14 protein-coding genes are annotated in these 19,355 nt (G+C 41.6%); 6 read left to right on the top strand and 8 right to left on the bottom strand.

Features of this window, described 5'->3' with window-relative positions:
• On the top strand, positions 1–614 hold a 614-nt coding region (locus tag V7K97_RS08345; RefSeq protein WP_334800398.1), incomplete at its 5' end, for a right-handed parallel beta-helix repeat-containing protein.
• 18 nt (positions 615–632) lie between these two features.
• On the opposite strand, the gene V7K97_RS08350 is transcribed toward V7K97_RS08345, so the two are convergent.
• Complete coding sequence (locus V7K97_RS08350) at positions 633–2,876, bottom strand: DUF1796 family putative cysteine peptidase (protein ID WP_334800399.1); 2,244 nt, start codon at positions 2,874–2,876, stop codon at positions 633–635.
• Positions 2,877–3,746: 870 nt separating this feature from the next.
• On the opposite strand from V7K97_RS08350, the gene V7K97_RS08355 reads away from it, so the two are divergent.
• From V7K97_RS08355 to V7K97_RS08375, 5 genes are all read left to right on the top strand, one after another.
• Positions 3,747–4,454, top strand: coding sequence for a biliverdin-producing heme oxygenase (locus V7K97_RS08355; RefSeq protein ID WP_334800400.1), 708 nt, complete (start codon positions 3,747–3,749; stop codon positions 4,452–4,454).
• A 136-nt stretch (positions 4,455–4,590) separates the two neighbouring features.
• On the top strand, positions 4,591–5,973 hold the full coding sequence (gene hemN / locus V7K97_RS08360) for an oxygen-independent coproporphyrinogen III oxidase (RefSeq protein ID WP_334800401.1): 1,383 nt from the start codon (positions 4,591–4,593) through the stop codon (positions 5,971–5,973).
• 721 nt (positions 5,974–6,694) lie between these two features.
• Positions 6,695–6,973, top strand: coding sequence for a GlsB/YeaQ/YmgE family stress response membrane protein (locus tag V7K97_RS08365; RefSeq protein WP_334800402.1), 279 nt, complete (start codon positions 6,695–6,697; stop codon positions 6,971–6,973).
• Positions 6,974–7,129: 156 nt separating this feature from the next.
• Positions 7,130–7,822 (top strand): manganese catalase family protein, encoded by a 693-nt coding sequence (locus V7K97_RS08370; RefSeq protein WP_334800403.1) that lies wholly within the window; start codon positions 7,130–7,132, stop codon positions 7,820–7,822.
• Between the two features lie 674 nt (positions 7,823–8,496).
• Positions 8,497–9,438: a glycosyltransferase family 2 protein gene (locus V7K97_RS08375; RefSeq protein ID WP_334800437.1), complete on the top strand. Its 942-nt coding sequence runs from the start codon at positions 8,497–8,499 to the stop codon at positions 9,436–9,438.
• A 45-nt stretch (positions 9,439–9,483) separates the two neighbouring features.
• On the opposite strand, the gene V7K97_RS08380 is transcribed toward V7K97_RS08375, so the two are convergent.
• The 7 genes from V7K97_RS08380 to V7K97_RS08410 form a co-directional block, all read right to left on the bottom strand.
• On the bottom strand, positions 9,484–12,264 hold the full coding sequence (locus V7K97_RS08380; protein WP_334800404.1) for a ParA family protein: 2,781 nt from the start codon (positions 12,262–12,264) through the stop codon (positions 9,484–9,486).
• Positions 12,261–12,725 (bottom strand): hypothetical protein, encoded by a 465-nt coding sequence (locus V7K97_RS08385; protein ID WP_334800405.1) that lies wholly within the window; start codon positions 12,723–12,725, stop codon positions 12,261–12,263. The genes V7K97_RS08380 and V7K97_RS08385 overlap by 4 nt, the downstream gene beginning before the upstream one ends.
• 44 nt (positions 12,726–12,769) lie before the next feature.
• Complete coding sequence (recG, locus tag V7K97_RS08390) at positions 12,770–15,298, bottom strand: ATP-dependent DNA helicase RecG (protein ID WP_334800406.1); 2,529 nt, start codon at positions 15,296–15,298, stop codon at positions 12,770–12,772.
• A gap of 77 nt (positions 15,299–15,375) precedes the next feature.
• Positions 15,376–16,230, bottom strand: coding sequence for a hypothetical protein (locus V7K97_RS08395; protein WP_334800407.1), 855 nt, complete (start codon positions 16,228–16,230; stop codon positions 15,376–15,378).
• A 233-nt stretch (positions 16,231–16,463) separates the two neighbouring features.
• Entirely contained in the window at positions 16,464–17,408 is a 945-nt protein-coding gene (tsf, locus tag V7K97_RS08400; protein ID WP_334800408.1) for a translation elongation factor Ts, read from the bottom strand.
• A 620-nt stretch (positions 17,409–18,028) separates the two neighbouring features.
• Positions 18,029–18,823 (bottom strand): 30S ribosomal protein S2, encoded by a 795-nt coding sequence (gene rpsB, locus V7K97_RS08405; RefSeq protein ID WP_334800409.1) that lies wholly within the window; start codon positions 18,821–18,823, stop codon positions 18,029–18,031.
• Between the two features lie 223 nt (positions 18,824–19,046).
• Positions 19,047–19,214 (bottom strand): hypothetical protein, encoded by a 168-nt coding sequence (locus V7K97_RS08410; protein ID WP_334800410.1) that lies wholly within the window; start codon positions 19,212–19,214, stop codon positions 19,047–19,049.
• Positions 19,215–19,355: the final 141 nt, after the last annotated feature.

The following is a 19,355-nucleotide window of genomic DNA, read 5'->3' on the forward strand; positions in this document are numbered from 1 at the left end:
ACAACAAGACCTACAACAATCGGATGTACATCCCTTGGATTGCAGTTGGAAAGATCACAGACGGGAATGGGATTATTATCGATAGTTCAAGAAATGAGAACAACCCAAAATTGGGTGCATATAAAGGACGGACTTTAGTTAAAAACAATCTGACATTTAATAATGGTGGATCGGGTATTCATGCATTTATAAGCGATCATGTTGATATTGTAAATAACACAGCCGTTTTAAATAATCAAAGTCCAGAAATTCAAGGAGGGCAAATATTTGCTCGGATGTCATCTGATGTAAAAATTCTAAATAACATTCTCTATGCTTTTCCTGGTAAGGATATTAATATTAATACTAGAAACCAAAACGTTACTTATGATTATAATATCTACATGAATACTTCTAAGATAAGTGTTAAGGGTCCTCACGATATTGTTGCAGACTCAGAGTTTTTAAGTAAGCATCCCACTCTACAAAAAATGTCTGGTGATTGGAAATCGCGGCTAGATAAACAAAATCCGCCAACGCGGACTTATGTAGAGCCTAAGTCAGCAGGTTTTGTTTGTGGGACACTGACTTATCGTTTGCAAGGGAAACTCATCAAAGTGGGATGTTCTCGTTAGCAAGAAGGCGATCGCCTCTCACTCCTTCGGTATTTTCGGTGGACACCAGAAGAGGTTTTTGCTGGACACCCCAAGGGATTCCAAAATTCCTCGCATCACCTCTGTACAGTACAGCCAGTGTCCCAAATCGTCATACATCCGATCGGGATTAAACTCGACATCGTAGTGCAGCACGTTGGGAAGGTCTAAAAACTCATCATCGCTTTGGGGAGAAAGAAGCAAGAGATTAAATGGTTTCCCCTGGCATTGTTTTTGCAGCTTGTTGAGCAGATCAATCACACCATTGCGATCGCTAATTCCTGTACGGACGAAAAGCACTTTGTCACAGTGTCGCAGTGCGTACCAAAACCTTTGGGAGCGTGCCGTGTACCGAACGCGCATCCGTTCATAGACGGGAGACATATCGCTCGTGGGGTCGTCTGTCTCTTCGACTTCATGGGCAAAAGATAAGCCTGACCACTGACTGTGGTAAATTCTACCTTCATCGGGACTGTAGTGTAGAAAAGCAGGGTTCCACATATCATCAAAACCGTGTTCGATGGCATCGGCAACATCTGCAATATTGGTGGTACGGGTTAGATCAAAGGGAAAGGCGGGTCCATCATACTCCATTTTATATAGCATCATGCGGATGGCACAGCGATCGCCAAGGGGAAGAATGGCCACGCGGCTGATATCCGATAATTTGCATTTGTATTGGAAAAACAGCGCAGATTTAGGTGGTGCTTTCACCCGACTTTCTAGCCCATTGTTACCAATCATCATGGTGTGAAAGGGGGCATTGGGATGAAACATATCTTCATAGACACCCGATGGCATAGCTTTAAGTGCGTTGCAAACCTCCGTCCACATTGGTTGGATGTTGTACTCGTTGTCTGATTCGTTGATCGCCCAGAGTTGGCGTTCACCCCCTTGTAAAATCCCCAGATCCCCGTCATAGAACAAAACTTGTGAGTTTTTCGGCGAAAAGAGATTGAAGGCGGTGTTATATTCTAGGTCGGCACCAGGGGGGATTTTTACTGTCGTTGCGATCGCGCCATCCTCTTGCACCGCAAAAAAGGGGAGCGTTCCTGGCTGGGTATCCTTGGCAATATAGATACCCGGTATCAATCCAGCCTGACTTTGCAGTACAGTTTGTAGTTCCTGCCAATCGGGAGCGATGGTGTAGCTGTATTGTGATGGATTAATGATTCGTAAACGCTTCTCTTCCATCCCGACAGAGATCCGAAAGCCGGCATTGTCAAAGTAGATGGGGAATTCATTCGGTTGTCGGCAGCGTTGTTTTTCTTTTGCTAATGCCTCTTTGTTGATGTCGAAGAGATTGTGGTCAATCTGTTGATACATCAGGCTATGACCGAGGGTGTTCGGGTGAGCCGGATCGAAGGATATCCCCGCTTTCCATCGTCCTTGACCATCATCTACAGCTGCCAACCAATCTAATATAGTCACGCCCCAAGTTAGCATCCGGTTGTGTGTGTTTCGGATCAGCGAGTAATGTTCTTGGGAATAGTCGCTATTGGGATAGACTCCGCCCAAAATGGCAATAGCTCCCATGTCTCGCGTCATTTTCACAAGCTGCTGCAAGCCACTTTCAAACCGTCGTTGTACTGCTCGCCGTTCGTGAGGGGGACAGTAGGCTAGCCCTTCGTTGCCCAGGGATAGGGCAATGATTACCACATCTGGTTGTTCTGGAGTGACAACTAAAGGAAATCGGGCGATGGTTCTGGTGACATTCGCCCCCACTTCCGACACATTCACCAGTTTATGCCCATATTTTTGCTGCAAAGCTTGCCCCAACAGCCAGACCCAACCTTTCAAAAACCAGGCTTTATGACCTAATGCGACGGAACTACCAATGACCATAATTTTGAGCCTCTCCCTCCCTTCATCCAGGGGCATCTTGACAGCAGGCTCCTCAATGTATCCAAAGGGGTAAGGTTGTAAATAACCGAATGCGCCATCATCCACAATAATCGTGCTGGAATGATTGTTAGCCTCAATGGGAATCCAGCGATTGGTATCTAGTAAGCTTTCCCATTTGGCGTTACCGTTTGCATCGAGACGCACGTATTTATACTCAAATCTTTGGCGATCGCCTGACTCTTGAATATCTATATCTGTCCACCATAAGGGATAGCGATCGGCACTTGTACGCAGGTGGACACATTTGGTAATGTCCCACAATCCCAACTCTGGAGTCGAACCGACAAGACCGATAGATTCACCCGTTTGCGTGTATGCACTGATATGGAATCGATACATAGAGTTTATCCTGATTTCGTGATGACGATACCAAACAGTCAGGCTGAATCCTTAAACCTACTTTGACGATATCACATAGAACTCTTAAGAATCCGGTATGAATCTTGTTAAGTATACTGAAGCTCTAATTTACATCACCCAAAGCTACCAGCACTCAGGCTTTTCCAAAAAATCAGATTTTTATAGAAGATTTAATACTAATTTAGTAAAATATATTGTATTAAAAGTCTTGGCACAACTAAGAACAAATCAAAAAAAGGATAAGATTAAGTTAAATTTTTCCTTCAATAGCACGGAATACTATTGAGGACATCGGTTAAGTTATTAAAAATAAATTGCGAGAAATAAGCTTGTATATAATAGACATCTCCAGAAATTAAATATCCGTTACGCAGAACCCTTGTAGAGACGTAGCACTGCTACGTCTCTACATTCTTTTTCACCAGATGTCTAAGAGGTTGTTTGAAAAGTCCTCTTCTTGGTAGCAAAACGTTCTAGATCCCCTTAAATCCCCCTTGAAAAGGGGGACTTTGATTCCGGTTCCCCCCTTTTTAAGGGGGGTTAGGGGGGATCAGTAAGTGCCTAAAATTACAGCCAACCACTTTTCAAACAACCTCTAATGTGCGTGAACATCAGCATCAGGAAAACATAAATAAATATTAATATCTTCATAGTTATATATAACTTAATAGTTAAATAATCTTAGGAGAAATAAAAATAGCTGGGATTTGCATCGACAGTAGTACTTGCTCGATAGAGCAATGCAGATCCTCTCTAAACCTAGAATAACAATTTTTTAACTGGTCTTGGCAGGCATAGTGAGTCGGTGACTGCCCAGAAACCTTGCGCTTGAACATTAAGGAAGCAACAATGAGTAGCAATCTAGCCATCAAACTGCGCTCTGGAACTCAACAAGCCCACACGTCGGCGGAAAATGTGGGATTTATGAAATGTTTTCTGCAAGGGGTTGTGGATAGAGACTGCTTCGCCAAGTTCTTAAGCAACTTGTATTACGTCTACAGCGAACTAGAAGCGACATTAGAGAGCCACAGAGATCATCCTGTGATTAGTGCAGTTTACTTTACCGAACTTAATCGCCAATCCTCACTCGAAAAAGACATGGTGTTCTATTATGGGGATAATTGGAGAGAGCAACTTACACCCTCACCTGCTGCCCAGAGCTACATTGACCGCATTCGGGAAATTTCTGCTACTGAACCAGCCTTATTGTTAGGTCATGCCTACACTCGCTACATGGGCGATCTCTCAGGGGGTCAAATGCTACAAAAAGTTGCTCAGTCAGCCTTGAAGCTTTCTGGCTATGAAGGCACATCCTTTTATAACTTTGAGCAAATTCCTGATAAAAAGGCATTTAAGGATAAGTATCGTCAGGCATTAAATGCCTTACCCATTGATGATATAACAGCAGAACGGATTGTTGCAGAAGCTAATAATGCCTTTGGGTTCAATTTACAAATGGCTCAGGAGTTAGAGGGAAGTTTAATTAAAGCACTTGGTCAAGTTCTGTTTAATAGCCTCACTCATTCTCAGAATTCAGGTAGCACTGAAATAGCTTAGTCATTTGTCATTGGTCATTTGTCATTGGTCATTGGTCATTTGTCATTTGCTCCCTCATCTCCCTCATCTCCCTCATCCCCCCCTACTCCCCACTCCCCACTCCCCCCTCCCCCCTCATTCATTGGAAAGCAACTCAATGGTTTTTCTATTACCTGGTGTCAAGTTTGATCTGGATTTGATTCAAAAGTACGACACTCGCGCACCCAGATATACCAGTTACCCGCCCGCTACAGAGTTAAGAGAAACATTCACCGAAACTGATTTTAAGGCCGCGATCGCAGCATCAAATCAACGCAAAACCCCTATTAGTTTATATTTCCACATTCCCTTCTGCCAAAGTGCTTGCTACTTCTGTGGTTGTAACACGGTAATTTCCAACAACAAGAATATAGCTAAACCTTATGTGGAGTCTTTGGTTCAAGACATCAAAAACACCGCAGCCTTAATCGATCCAGATAGAAAAGTGCTGCAAATCCATTGGGGAGGTGGTACTCCTAATTACTTGGAGCCTCACCAAGTAGAATTTTTATGGAAAAACATTAATCGCTATTTCAACATCGATCCACAAGCAGAAATCTCAATTGAAATTAATCCCCGCTATATCGATAAAAACTACATTTTCTTTCTGAGACAGATTGGGTTTAACCGCATTAGTTTTGGCATTCAGGATTTTAATCGCCAAGTTCAAGTAGCTGTAAATCGTGTCCAGCCAGAAGAAATGCTCTTTGATGTCATGAGTTGGGTCAAAGAAGCTAAGTTTGAAAGTGTGAATGTAGACCTAATTTATGGTTTACCCTATCAAACCCGCGAGACATTTCAAGATACACTAAAAAAGACTATTGAATTAGACCCCGATCGAATTGTAGTCTTTAACTTTGCCTATGTACCTTGGCTCAAACCTACACAAAAGAATATTCCTGAAGAGGCGCTACCCCCAGCAGAGGAAAAGTTAGAGATTCTGAAAATGACCATTGAAGAATTAACGAATAACCAATATCTATTTATTGGGATGGATCATTTTGCTAAAACTAATGACGAACTAGCGATCGCTCAACGTAATGGCACTCTAAAACGCAATTTCCAGGGCTACACTACCCACGCCGAGACAGAATTATTTGGCTTCGGTGCCACATCTATCAGTATGCTAGAAGATGCTTATGCCCAAAACCACAAAGAATTAAAGGATTATTACCAGACACTTGCATCGGGTGCTTTACCTGTTAGTAAAGGTATAAAGCTTACTCAGAATGACATCATTAGACGCGATGTGATTATGGGCATTATGTCTCACTTTCAGTTGCATAAACAAGACATTGAAAATAAATATCATATCAGTTTTGATGAATATTTCTCCGAGGAATTAGAGGCGTTAAAACCCCTAGAAGCCGATGGTCTAGTCAGTTTATCAAAAAATCAAATCCAGATTACAGACATCGGTAGATTACTAGTAAGAAATATTGCCGTTATATTTGATACTCATACAAGAACGCGAGAGACAAAATTTTCCCGCGCCATTTGATTTCACTCCTCCAAATGTTGCTGCCCAGATCCCCGACTTCTTAAAGAAGTCTGGGATCTAAATTAATCTGATATTTTTATTAACCAATATTTTGACGCATCTCCAAAAAGTTAGATAACGTTTTAAATCTTCAGATGGATATAAAAAACATACATAACATATATATAGGAATTGTATTTGATTTTTGAAATTATCTACGTAGGTGGGGAGTAGGGAATAAGGAATTAGGCTTTTCGAGTTGTACCGAGCTTTTTCAGAAATCAAATATTAGTCCTATACATATAGAAATCCGATTTGATTTCTGAAAAAATCTAAGTATATATAGGGTGTGTTATCGACAAGAGTACGGCACCAAAACATAAAGGATGGTGCGTTAGCTAGTGGCGTGGCGAGCAAAAAAATTGTGCATTAGACGTAGGTTGGGTGGAGCGGAGCGCAACCCAACATCGTGATATATGTTGGCTTTGGCAAAGCCTCCACCCAACTGACAATTTTTTTTGCAACATTTTAGCCTTGTCACGCCACTAGGTATATTTAAAAAATCAAATATGAGTCGTATATCTATACATAGATGTTCTATTACATCTAAAGTTTTCATAGTAGAAATATAAATTCTTATCCAATTTGTCTAACTTTTGGATTTAGCATTTATCCCATCTGGTAGAAAGAATTTTGAATCTGAGTTGATAACTTAGATACAAGTGAGATTGATGAGGCAGTTATGAGTATTATTGCTTGGGTAGTTTTAGGACTTTTGGCAGGTGCATTCGCTAAAGCTATTTATCCTGGTTATCAAGGCGGTGGAATTCTCTCCACAATGATTTTGGGTATCATTGGTGCTTTTGTCGGTGGAACTCTGTTTACCTTGCTACGAACAGGAACTCTGCAAATTACTGCGGCTGGCGCTGGTTTAACTATTCCTGGTATTTTAGTGGCTGTGCTTGGCGCAATTGTTGCTATTTATCTATGGGGATTAATCAGAAGAAGCAGCAATGCTTAATTGCGGATCAACAGTTATCAACCCACTCAATTTTATTACTCCTTTAGTTTACCAGTTTGAGAAGCTATCAAACATCAAATTAGCTCTATCTGGAAAAAATAGTAGGAGACAACTCAATCCATTCTCTAACATCATAATTTTTGGAAGTGTAAATCTATGTTTTTCCACAAGAAAGAGCCTATTCATGCAGTTAACGTTAGTGAAGCAAATCCTCGTTTTGCTCAGTTGCTTCTAGAGCAGTTTGGCGGAGCTACTGGCGAACTTAGTGCAGCTTTGCAATATTGGGTTCAATCATTCCATGTCGAAAATGCTGGAATTAAAGATATGCTCCAAGATATTGCGATCGAGGAATTCAGCCATTTAGAAATGGTTGGTAAGCTCATTGAAGCTCATACCAAAAATGTGGATCAAACAGAAGCTTATAAAAGTACCCTATTTGCAGTCCGAGGGATGGGGCCTCATTTTCTAGATAGCCAGGGTAGTGCTTGGACTGCAAGTTACTTGAATGAGGGGGGAGATGTAGTGCGTGATCTAAGAGCTAACATTGCAGCTGAAGCTGGCGCTCGTCAGACTTACGAAGCATTGATTAAGTTAGCAACTGACAAAGGAACCCAAGAAACTTTAGTCCATCTGTTAACACGAGAAATTTCTCATACCCAGATGTTTATGAAAGCTCTAGATTCGCTGGATAAGTTGACAGATCCATTCTTTGGTAATATTAAGCCAGATGAAACTGTTGCTCTCTACTACAACTTATCTACAAACGGTGATGGTAAAGATGAGCGTGGCCCTTGGAATTCTGAGCCAGCATTCAAATATATTGCTAATCCCCTAGAAAGCCACTCTTAATTGCATAAATTGCAGTTAGAGTATAGGTTGATTTGAAGCAAAGAGATTTTTGGCAGGTTCTGAAAAACTCCCAATTACCCGGTGAGTAAATAGGCTATCTTCTTTAGATATTGCTGGGCTGTTTAGCTACATCTTGTGAACAAAAATATTCCCGACTTATTATAAAAGTCGGGAATTTTGGCTAAGGGACTGACAAATAAAAAAATGTCCCAAAACTGACCCAAAAACCCTCTCTATTTCTCCTTTCTCTGTGTTGCGCCAGTTGCTTCTCCCGGGGGGAGACGGTACGCGTAGCAAGATCCCCGGAGGGGTACAAGTCTCTTAACCGCAAGAGCGCACTGGCAACTCTATTGTCTCTGTGCTAGCCTGCGGCAAGCCGCTATCGCGTCTACGTTTATTTGGATAATTTATTTCTTGTCAGTCCCTAAGTATTTGGTTATTACACTTAATTGACAGGGCTGGTGTAAAAACCTATTATTTTTAAATAAAAGCTGAGTTAATTAGTTTTTATCGATAAAACTTCTGAGTTGACAATAATTAAGCTTAGATTATATATTAATTAACTCAAAATTATTATCCCTTGCTATTTTCTCAACCAGAATCAAGTAAGGAACAGTGTCGGCGTCCCATCTGTCCTATCCTGGAGATGGGTAAATAGTGTTGTGGGTGAGACTGTGTTTTTCAGCGTTGTGATACCGACTTATAATCGCCAACCGATTTTAGAAAAATGCCTCCGCGCCTTGGAGGTGCAGAAGTTAAGTCAGCCAAGTTCGGTTACTGATTACGAGATTGTCTTAGTGGATGATGGTTCTACTGATGGCACATTGGAGTGGTTAGCAGTACACAAAGACGAGTTTCTCCATGTGCGATGGTTTCAGCAAGATCATGCAGGCCCTGCTGCGGCTCGGAATTTGGGGGTAAAACAGGCGCAGGGAGATACAATTATCTTTATCGATAGTGATTTAGTAGTGCTGGATAATTTCTTGCAAGCTCATGCTAATGCATTATTGCAGGGACAAGAGAAATTAGGGAGCGATCGCTTTTTCACTTACGGTGCAGTTATTAATACTTGTAATTTCGACAACCCAACGGCTGAACCCTACAAAGTCACAGATTTTTCAGCCGCTTTTTTTGCTACGGGGAATGTAGCAATTCCTAAACATTGGCTAGAGAAAGCCGGACTTTTTGATACCAGTTTTCAACTCTATGGCTGGGAAGATTTAGAACTAGGTGTGCGCCTGAAAAAACTAGGTTTGACACTAATTAAATGTCCCGAAGCCGTAGGATATCACTGGCATCCAGCATTTAACTTAGAGCAAATTCCTCGATTAATTGACCAAGAAATTCAACGCGGACGTATGGGAGTTTTGTTTTATCAAAAGCATCCTATATGGGAAGTGCGAATGATGATTCAAATGACTTGGCTGCATCGCTTACTTTGGGGAATTTTGTCACTTAACGGCGCACTAAATGAACGGACAATGGCTCCGTTATTGCAATGGCTAATTAACTTAGGTAAACCGCAATTAGCTTTAGAAATTGCCCGGATTTTTCTTAACTGGTACAACGTGAAGGGTGTTTATGAAGCCTATGCTCAAATGCAGCAAACATTGTGATTGAAAAGTGAGGAGTGCAGAGTTAGGTATAACACACAAATAAAATTAAAAAATCCCTTTTCCTAATACCTTACGCTTCAACACTACTATCCGAGGTCTTGCCCCTTTACCTGAAAAGCCTAGACCTTCGCGGAAGATTTCTGGCATATAAAATCGTCTTTCGTTATCCTTTTCCTTATCTTCGTAAATAACCCCCATTTCCTCTAGCATTCTGACTGTTAGCTGATCCATCTCAAACTGTTCCACTGCAAAAGGAATTTTTCGTTCAGAAGTGGGATATTTAGGTAGTATTTCCTCAACCCAAATTTTGAAAGATGGATATTCTTCCTTGGCTTCTTCCACTTTCTGTTCACTACACGGTTTAAGGGCACGGCGGATTGCTTCAGGAGGTAAAAGGCGGCTATTAGACCACTTTTCAAATTGCACTTCTTTAGCTCTATTTACTGTAATTTCTGCTGCGTGGTACAAGAAGCGGACAATATCTCTTGCTTGAAGCCTTCCATTAAAATCTGTTAAAGCTGCAAATATCCAGAAAGCTGTGTAAGCTTCTTTAGCATTATCTGATCCCAGTCTTTTACCCCATAAATTTTGTAGTTGTTCTGTAATATCCTCTCGACTTAAATTGTCAATACTAGATTTTTCTGCACCTATTACTTCAGACTCACTGCATATCCAAAAAACTAACCGTACAAAAGAATCTTGATCCCAAGATAAATCATAAGAACGGTAAAGGTTCTCAAACTGCCTCAAGTTTTGCGTAATTGTGTAGCGCAGAAAATCACGGCGCAGGAAAATTATCACTCCCAAATTAGATTCCCTGATTTCCGAAAGTTTATTTGGCAAGTCTTCAATCAAAGCTTTTAAGGCTATCTTCTCTTGATTACTAGAGGCAATATTCTGAAAAATATCTTCTAAACCATCAAAAAGAAAGACTATACGTAATGCTTTATGTTTTAACTCACGATTTATGCTGCTAAGACTCTTAGCAGTTTCTGTGTTGGAGTCAATACCTACAGTTCTAGCAATTTCTTTAATCCAAAATTCCGTCCATTGCGGCTCACTCCAGTTTTCTTCTGCAAGTACCCTTTTAATCCTATCTACATACTCAGAATGTATAAATTCATGAACACTATGAGATAAGGTTGCTCTAACCTCACTTCTAGCTTCATTAATAACACGCCTAGCATTATCACCCAGTTTTCCTGATTGAAGGAGAGGAAAAATATATATTTCTGGTTCTAATTCTGGATCTTTCCTATGTATACGATTTAAAAAACTTTCCCAATATTTAAAGCGTGATAATTGAATGTAATTAAAAGTTTTGCCTGCTCCCTTGGCACCAATGGATACTACACGAGGCAATTCCTCTCGAAAATTAGTTGCTAAATTTCTCAGGGGTTCTGTGACTAATAAATCTTCCCCTTGCCCTTCTTCAGCATATTCGTAACGCTGGCATACATCCCTAAGTTCCCGAGCTTCTGCAAGTATATCTTTTTCTTCAGTAGGTTTTAACCTTGAGTCCCCACTCATAGTAGTTACCAACTGTCCTTCTGCCCACTCTCTGGCAATTCTCATAAGTGAAGTTGAACTTAGTTTTGATCGTGCCTCATCCCACTTATTTATATAAAGTAATTCCTCAGCAAAAAAAGTTTCTTTTATCTGCAATCTTGTAGAATCTACACTATCTTTTTCTGACTGCAAATAAACCGATTCCAATCGCTCCAATTCATATTCAAATGCAGGTGATAATCTCAACTCTTCCGTTAGCATACTAACGATCAAAGATGGATCGTAATATCTTTCATCATCTACACTTGCCTCTGACGGTGCTACTCTAGCAATTTGTTCCAGAACTAAGCTTGTACCTCTTACAGATTGATCGTTGATTGTGGTGACAATAAAACGTTGAATTCTTGAATCAAAAATGATAGGACTTGATATTTCACTTAAACCTGCTCTCAAATCAATTAATACATAGTCAGCACCAACAGCCTTACCTAAACTATGAATAGCATTACCATATTCCCAAGCTCCATCTGGACTTCTTACCAAGTGTTCAGGCAGAATAGGTGTATCTAGTAGTTCTTCATCTTCAATACAAGCAGGTAGAAAATAAACTGTTGATTTCCCTTCGTACTTAGCAGATTTTTCAACTTCCCGTGCAAATAATGAAAGCGCTTGTTCTCTTTCAATAGGAGAATAGTGGTAAACTTCGAGAAAATCAATGAAAGAAACTGCTGGTTGTTGTTTTTCAAAAGCGTTCCAATAAGTAAGCCCAGGAGCTTCTAAATCAGCATCAATAACTAATACAGTTGTAGACCTATCTATTTCTTTAGCTCTATCTAGTAAGGCAAAAAGATGCGCTGATAAATTCAGTGTTCTACCAACACCACCTTTAAAGGAATAGAAGGCTACTACACTAGGTTTTCCAATATATGGTTCTGGAAGTTTAACTTGTTTTACTCTTACCGCTTCTACCTCTGATTCACTATCTAAATAAGCAATTTCCTCCCAGAATGGACGCACATCCACATCACTTTGGTAAACTTCTTCTCCAGAAAAAAATTCTACTGGCAATGTAGCATTGCTAAGTGTAAAATAAATAACAGACGATTCTTCCTGATACCAATCCTTGAACCATTCCTTTAAAGCATTGTCAGCATTTTTTCTGTTTTCTTCACTAAGAAGATATATTTCTAAAGCATCTGAGTAACAGCGAATTTTTACTACCCCTTCTGGTAATTTAGTACCATAATTAGTTTTATGTCCAATAGTTCTCTTTACATCAAGCCATGTGAGTAGTTTTGGCGATTTTGGTGCATTCATAGTCTTTCAATTTCTCCCACAATCCATTTTGATATTGCTAATAGCTTATTCTCTATATCTTCATCGCTTGCTTTTTGTTTTTGAGTAACTATAGAAATTACTTTTCCTCCATACCGCCACATTTGGTTAATCTGTCCACTATTTAATTTTCTCTCTTCCTTATTATTCCTAGTATCGAATACTTCACTAATAAATATTTCAGGTAGATTTAAAGACCCTCCTGCGCCTAAACAGTCTAATAACTTATTTATATTATGTTGACATTCAGAAATATCTTTACACGAATCACTACGCTTATGCCCTTTCCTCTTCATTAAGATTGCCTTAAGACCACATTCAACGGCATAAAATAAGAGCAATCGATGGGCGTTAGTTCGAGATGTTTCCTGAGAATTTTTATAAGCACACAGATTTTGAGACCATGCTTTTTCCATTTCCCGATCTGTAAAAGGTATTGCCATTAAGGTATTTTTACTTCGCTTAAATACAAAGTTACTTAGATATATTATGTCAAAATCGCCCCACCCATTAACCGCTCATACCGATACTTCAACTCTTCTTTCATCAAATACCAGCGCTCTAAAGTAACATCCATCTCTATTATTTTCTCCGCCGCTTGCCGCGCTAAAAGTAAAACTTCCTCATCCTCAACCAAACTCGCTAAGGTAAAATCTGGCACTCCCGATTGACGAGTTCCCAGTACTTGCCCTGGCCCACGAAAACGCATATCCATCTCAGAGATGAAAAAACCATCTTGCGAGTGTTCCAATACCTTCAACCGTTGTTGAGCATCAGGACTTCTGGAACTGCTCATCAACAAACAGTAGGACTGAGCCGCGCCACGACCAACACGCCCTCGCAGTTGGTGCAGTTGTGATAAGCCAAATCGCTCCGCGTTTTCAATGAGCATAACTGTGGCATTAGGTACATCTACGCCTACCTCAATAACAGTAGTAGAAACCAAAATTTGCGTTTGGTTATCACGAAATTTGCTAATCGCTTCATCCTTCTCGGCTGAACTCATGCGACCGTGCAGTAACCCCACTTGAAAGTCGGGAAAAATGCTTTCTTGTAGCTTTTGATGCTCCTCCACAGCCGATCGCAGATCCAGTTTTTCTGATTCTTCGACTAAAGGCAAAACTACATACACTTGTCTACCTTGGGCAATTTCTCGGCGGATCAAGTCGTAAGCATGGTTGCGTTGCTGACCTGACAATGCTGTTGTCTGAATCTTTTGTCGTCCTGGTGGTAACTCATCAATTTGGCTGACATCCAAATCCCCGTGTATTGTCAGTGCCAAGGTTCGGGGAATCGGGGTAGCTGTCATCGTTAACACATGGGGTTGTTCGCCTTTTTGCTGTAAACGCGCCCGTTGTTCTACCCCAAAGCGATGCTGCTCATCTATCACCACTAACCCAAGTTGATGGAAGTTTACAGGGTCTTGAATCAATGCATGGGTTCCCACTAACAGAGGTAATTCACCAGTTCCTAACTGAGAATGTATTTGTCTTCGTTTAGCAGCTTTTGTGGAACCTGTCAGTAATTCCACTGGTAAATGCAAGAGGTTAAACCAACTAACCAACTTACGATAATGTTGTTCTGCTAAAACTTCTGTGGGAGCCATCAGCGCCGCTTGATAGCCAGATTGAATTGCTGCGAGGATAGCCAGCACAGCGACAACCGTTTTACCGGAACCGACATCACCTTGCACCAAACGATTCATTGGTGCAGGTTTTTGTAAATCGTTGAGGATGTCGTTGAGGACTCGTTGTTGTGCGCCAGTGAGTTGAAAAGGTAGTATTTCGTAGAATTTCTCTACAAGTTGACCTCGTGGGACAAGAATGGCGCTGGTTTGAATCGCTCTTGCTTGCTGTTGACGTTGCAGTAACCCAAGTTGGAGGTAGAAAAACTCGTCAAAGACTAGGCGACGACGGGCAACTTTCAAAGCGTCACTATCGCTGGGAAAATGGATGTTAGCGATCGCATCTTTCAATTCCATCAAATCATACTTCTTCCGCAAACCACTTGGTAGAGGGTCTTTCAGGTTAGCCGCAGCAGGTAAAGCCGCAATTACCGCCTGTCGCACTGTATTCGCCACCACACCCTCTGTCAGTCCATAAATTGGCACCACTCGCCCAATATTCAGTGACTCAATGGAATCTCCTGGATTTGCCAAAACTTCTAGTTCGGGATTATCCAATGTCAAGCCGTATTTACTTTCTTTCACCAACCCACACGCCGCTAGAATACTACCTACTGCATAACGGCGTTTTAAACTTTCTTGCCAAGCGCGACTACTAAAGCGCGTACCTGCGTAAAACCGACCAATTTTGATTTCACCGCTATTATCTTTTACAACTAATTCTAAAATTGATAATTTCTGATTTTTAGGACTGGTAAAGCAGTTGCAACGCTTTACTGTCGCCACTATTGTCACCGTATCACCCGCCTGTAACTCGCGGATATTCACCTGACGTGCATAATCAATGTGGTCACGGGGATAGTAAAAAAGCAAGTCGCGGACGGTGTGTAAACCAAGCCTGGCCAAATTATCAGCTTTTTTAAAACCTATTTCTGGCAAATCACTGAGTTTTTGCTCAATGTTCGGTGCCAGCCTCCGACTCACCTCAGCAACAATTGGAGATTTTGGGTCGCGCCTTTGGTGCGCTGGAAGCGCAACTTGAATTTTGAACTGATTAATTCTCCCCTGCTCCTCTGCTCCCTGGTCACTGAGCGCAGTCGAAGTGCTGCTCCCCTGCTCTTCTTGCTGTAGTTGTGAGAGATACCTGCGAGTTTCTGCTACTAAATGTTGTCTTTCTTCAAGTGCTAGATGTGGGTAACTGGCAAATTGCACCGCTAGTCCTTGCCAACGGCGGCGTTCAGTTTGGGGCAAGCCTGTTGGGAATTTGCCCAAAGTTAGGCTGAGAAATTCACTGAAGCGGTATTGTTTACCCACCAAGTCTGTAAAGCCACGTTCGGCTTCTATGGCCAAGGCTTTTTGCAATCGTATCCAATCTGGTTTTTCATTAGTCATTGGTCAGCAGAGTGAGGAGTGAGGAGTTAGCAGTTAGGAATAAATAACTCATAACTCATAATTCATAACTCATAACTTCATTCAAACCAACTAGCACGCCATGCTGCTTCAGCTTCAGCGATCGCTCTTTCCCGATGTTTCTTTTGATACTCTCGTCCCAGCTTGTTTAGCTGAACTAAGATATTGCGGATTTGCCTGCGCTCAGACGAGAGTTTTACATCAGCAAATTCAATTTCCCCTAGCCGTAGGTTAATAGCCATAATTTGCGTCAGTCTAGAATCTTCTGACTGCTGCTCATTTTCAATTTCAATTACTAAGTTTAATAAATTGGGTGGTCCCGGCATTACCTCCCCAGATGCTTCTGATGCCGCAGCCGCCGCAGCTGCTAAAATCGGTTCTGGTAATTTTTTGGGTAATACCCCAGCTTTTTGTAACAAAAGATTAGCATCATGGGAAAGTTTTTTCAGTATCTCTTGCGTCACCTCTTCTAAATTCTGTTGCCATTTTGCCAGTTCTATAGGATTAGATGTGTCGGCGCTAAGAGTTTGAGAATTAGAGGTGTCCATAAGTCCAGAAGATGAAGAGGATGTTTCTACCTCATCCCCCTCATCCCCCTGATTCCCCTCATCTCCCTCATCTCTCCCAACTTCCTCATTTTTAATACAAACGAGCAATTGCTCCGCTCCCACTTGACCTAACTTGCGGATGCCTTGTTGCAATTGCTGGCGCTGATTCAATGACAGATACAGAAACTTTTCGGGATACCCATGTGTACAAAGGTGGTAACTCGCCAAAATCAACTGTTTTCGTACAGCTATACCCAAAGTGTCTAGATAACTAGCATAAGCGCTTTGTAATTCTACTGCGATCGCGCGGATCGCTTCTTTCAGTGCTGCAATATCCTGCTCAATTCGCTCAATTGCTCTTGCCATATCTTCTCGTTATTGCCCATGTGAACTATTACATAGTACAAATGTACGAATTTATTTGAGGATAACTTTCCAAAGAATTTTATATTTTAAATTAAATGCGATGTTTCGCGTCTGTACTAAATAAAATACAGGTCAGGCTATTTGCTTGACCTGTTTTGTAAAGAGTCATTAGTCATTAGTCATTAGTCGTTGGTAAAGACTAATGACTAATGAACAATGACCAATGACTAATATTACTTGCCGCCCATTTGTGCAGCGACTTCATCAGCAAAGCTAATTTCTTGCTTGTCAATGCCTTCGCCCAGTATGTAACGGACAAAGCGAGTCACTTGGATGTCTCCGCCTAATTGAGCCTTTGCTTGCTTCAAGAGGTCTTCCACAGAAATACTCTGATCGCGAATGTAAGGCTGATCGAGCAAAGTCAATTCTTTCAGGCGTTTTTCAATCCGTCCCTGAACGATTTTTTCTTTGATGTTATCTGGCTTGTTCGCCAAATCGTCCTTGCCCATTTCAATGTCTTTTTCTTTTTGGGCAACTTCGGCAGGAATTTGGTCTACGCTCACATACTCGACATTTGGGCAAGCCGCAACTTGCATTGCAGCATTCCGTGCCAAGGTTTGGAACTCGGAATTAGCAGCCACTGACTCAAACTGAGTACCCAGTTCTACCAATACACCAACTCGACCGCCAGTGTGAATGTAGCTGTCTACTACACCTTGTGTGCCCTCTGCTATTGCAAAATTAACAAAGCGACGCACTTGGATATTTTCACCAAGGGTGGCAATAGTTTGCTTGATGAATTCTTCTACAGTCCCAGTTTCATTCTCAATATAGGGTTGAGCTAGCAAAGACTCAACACTATCAGCTGTCGCTGCTTGCTTTGCTAAGTTCTTAACTAAAGCTTTAAAAGCCTCGTTACGAGCAACAAAGTCGGTTTGGCAGTTGACTTCTATGAGTACTCCCACTCGACCACTAGGTTGAATGTAAGTTTCTACCAGACCTTCTGCCGCAATGCGATCGCTTTTTTTACCAGCTGAAACTAAGTTCTTTTTTCTTAGCCAGTCGATGGCTTCATCTATGTTGCCATCATTTTCTATCAGCGCCTTTTTGCAGTCCATCATGCCGGCACCAGTTTTTTGGCGTAGCTCTTGGACGAGTTTTGCAGATATTTCCGCCATGTTGCCTCAATTCCTAACTTGACCTCGAGTTGTAATCGCTCACGGGTGTTGAGTATTTCTATCTTACTCAGGGCTGGGGAAGAAAAAATAATGAAATTATCAGGTATGAGTTGTTCGCTTCTACCTTCGCCTCCCATTTGCCGCAGACTAGGGCAATTGCTGCAATTCTGCTAGCAACTGCCCTCCCTCGGACATTTCCTTCACCCCGGCTTTACCGAAAAATTGGGTTTAAAGCCCCGTCGTTCTACGAAGGCTTTGAATTAATTAGTGTACCAACAAACTATACTAATCATAGTGGAAAGGTAATTAACCACTTAAAAAACCTAGCTGTCGAAAGACAAAGCACTGAACCTTGATAATTGAATCTATGCGGTTCTACTGCATTCTTCTAGTTTCCTCCTAGCAGTAGGTAAAAGGTTCATAGGAGCTAGACGACTCAGATTTTTGAACCTATTGGTTTCAAACTAAACAGGACTTGCAGCAATGCAACTAGGGTAGGGCATACCCAAAGTTAATGCTTGGGGAGAGTCCCACCTCTGGGCTAGGTAACGCAAGGAACCTATTTTAAGTGGTCTCGTTGAACCAAGAATCCCCGTCCAATTTATGGCGGGGAGTGTCAATTATGCCTCTGTTTCCTCGTCGGGAATTACAGCGTCAGTATATTCGCTTTCTTCGTAGTCTTCGTCATACTCACCACCGTCGTAATCTTCGTCATACTCTTCAGCATCCAGCTGACCGTGACGACCTTCATAAATCGCATCCGCTAATTTTCCAACTATCAGCTTAATTGATCTGATCGCATCGTCGTTTGCTGGGATGGGGATATCGACTACATCTGGGTCACAGTTTGTATCCAACATGGACACAATGGGAATATTCAGCTTTTGGCATTCTTGAACTGCATTATATTCCCGTCGTTGGTCTACAATTACCACGATATCGGGAACTTTCCGCATTGTTTTAATACCGCCCAAGTATTTCTGAAGCTTCGTCATTTCCCGACGCAGCATTGATGCTTCTTTTTTCGGTAATAAATCTAGTGCGCCATTTTCCTCACGGCGTTCTAAATCTTTTAGGCGGTCTACCCGTGTTTTGATGGTTGCCCAGTTGGTCAACATTCCGCCCAACCAGCGTTGATTAATGTAGTGGGAACCACAACGGGTAGCTTCTTGGGCAATAATTCCGGCTGCTTGCCGCTTGGTGCCGACGAAAAGGAACTTCTTCCCTTGTTCTGCGTGCGATCGCATATAGTTATAGGCACTATCCATCAACTGGGCGGTTTGCACCAAGTCGATAATATGTACACCATTGCGGGAAGTGTAAATGTAAGGAGACATTTTTGGGTTCCAACGCCGGGTCTGATGCCCAAAGTGAACCCCTGACTCCATCATTTGAGCCAATGAAACGACTGGCATATATTTTCTTACTCCGATTCGGGTTAAACCTCCATCCAAGTGCATTTCCCAACTGGGAAACACCCGAATTCTCAGATGTGCGAGATTAGTTAACCATACTAGGTTAGCATATTCTGAAGAGTTGTAGTTGGTTGACAGAGTGATGGCGAGAAAATAGCGCTGCCCACTCAACAATTGGGCAGCGCTATTTTTGTAGTGATGAAAATCTTAGTGTTTTAAAGGTCTACTGGCGGTCTTCTCGATCCTTGGGTTGGGATTTTTTCCGCCGTTGTTCAACCTGATCGTCAATAGTTTCTCTCATTTTGCGATCGGCAGCGTCCATCGCCGAATACTTAAAGCGGTTGATTATGCCACTGAAGAAGTTGCTAAAGAATCTTTCAATTTCTTGCATAATTTAATACCTCGGTATTTAAAGGTAAATTCTTGACTTTACATTGATCTTGCACTTTCTAGTGGAAGTGGGAAATAAAACTCTAACCTGTTATGGAAGTATCTTTTAGTCTCTTAGCGTCTCTAAGTGCTTACAAAGCTG

It is taken from the genome of Nostoc sp. (assembly GCF_036917815.1).
Taxonomy (GTDB): Bacteria; Cyanobacteriota; Cyanobacteriia; order Cyanobacteriales; family Nostocaceae; genus Nostoc.

Excerpts from the sequence above, each read along its gene's own strand:
- hemN (WP_334800401.1), top strand. The coding sequence starts at position 4,591 with ATGGTTTTTCTATTACCTGGTGTCAAGTTTGATCTGGATTTGATTCAA.
- V7K97_RS08370 (WP_334800403.1), top strand. The coding sequence starts at position 7,130 with ATGTTTTTCCACAAGAAAGAGCCTATTCATGCAGTTAACGTTAGTGAA.
- V7K97_RS08350 (WP_334800399.1), bottom strand. The coding sequence starts at position 2,876 with ATGTATCGATTCCATATCAGTGCATACACGCAAACGGGTGAATCTATC.
- V7K97_RS08365 (WP_334800402.1), top strand. The coding sequence starts at position 6,695 with ATGAGTATTATTGCTTGGGTAGTTTTAGGACTTTTGGCAGGTGCATTC.
- V7K97_RS08385 (WP_334800405.1), bottom strand. The coding sequence starts at position 12,725 with ATGGCAATACCTTTTACAGATCGGGAAATGGAAAAAGCATGGTCTCAA.
- V7K97_RS08410 (WP_334800410.1), bottom strand. The coding sequence starts at position 19,214 with ATGCAAGAAATTGAAAGATTCTTTAGCAACTTCTTCAGTGGCATAATC.
- recG (WP_334800406.1), bottom strand. The coding sequence starts at position 15,298 with ATGACTAATGAAAAACCAGATTGGATACGATTGCAAAAAGCCTTGGCC.
- rpsB (WP_334800409.1), bottom strand. The coding sequence starts at position 18,823 with ATGCCAGTCGTTTCATTGGCTCAAATGATGGAGTCAGGGGTTCACTTT.
- V7K97_RS08395 (WP_334800407.1), bottom strand. The coding sequence starts at position 16,230 with ATGGCAAGAGCAATTGAGCGAATTGAGCAGGATATTGCAGCACTGAAA.
- V7K97_RS08380 (WP_334800404.1), bottom strand. The coding sequence starts at position 12,264 with ATGAATGCACCAAAATCGCCAAAACTACTCACATGGCTTGATGTAAAG.
- tsf (WP_334800408.1), bottom strand. The coding sequence starts at position 17,408 with ATGGCGGAAATATCTGCAAAACTCGTCCAAGAGCTACGCCAAAAAACT.
- V7K97_RS08355 (WP_334800400.1), top strand. The coding sequence starts at position 3,747 with ATGAGTAGCAATCTAGCCATCAAACTGCGCTCTGGAACTCAACAAGCC.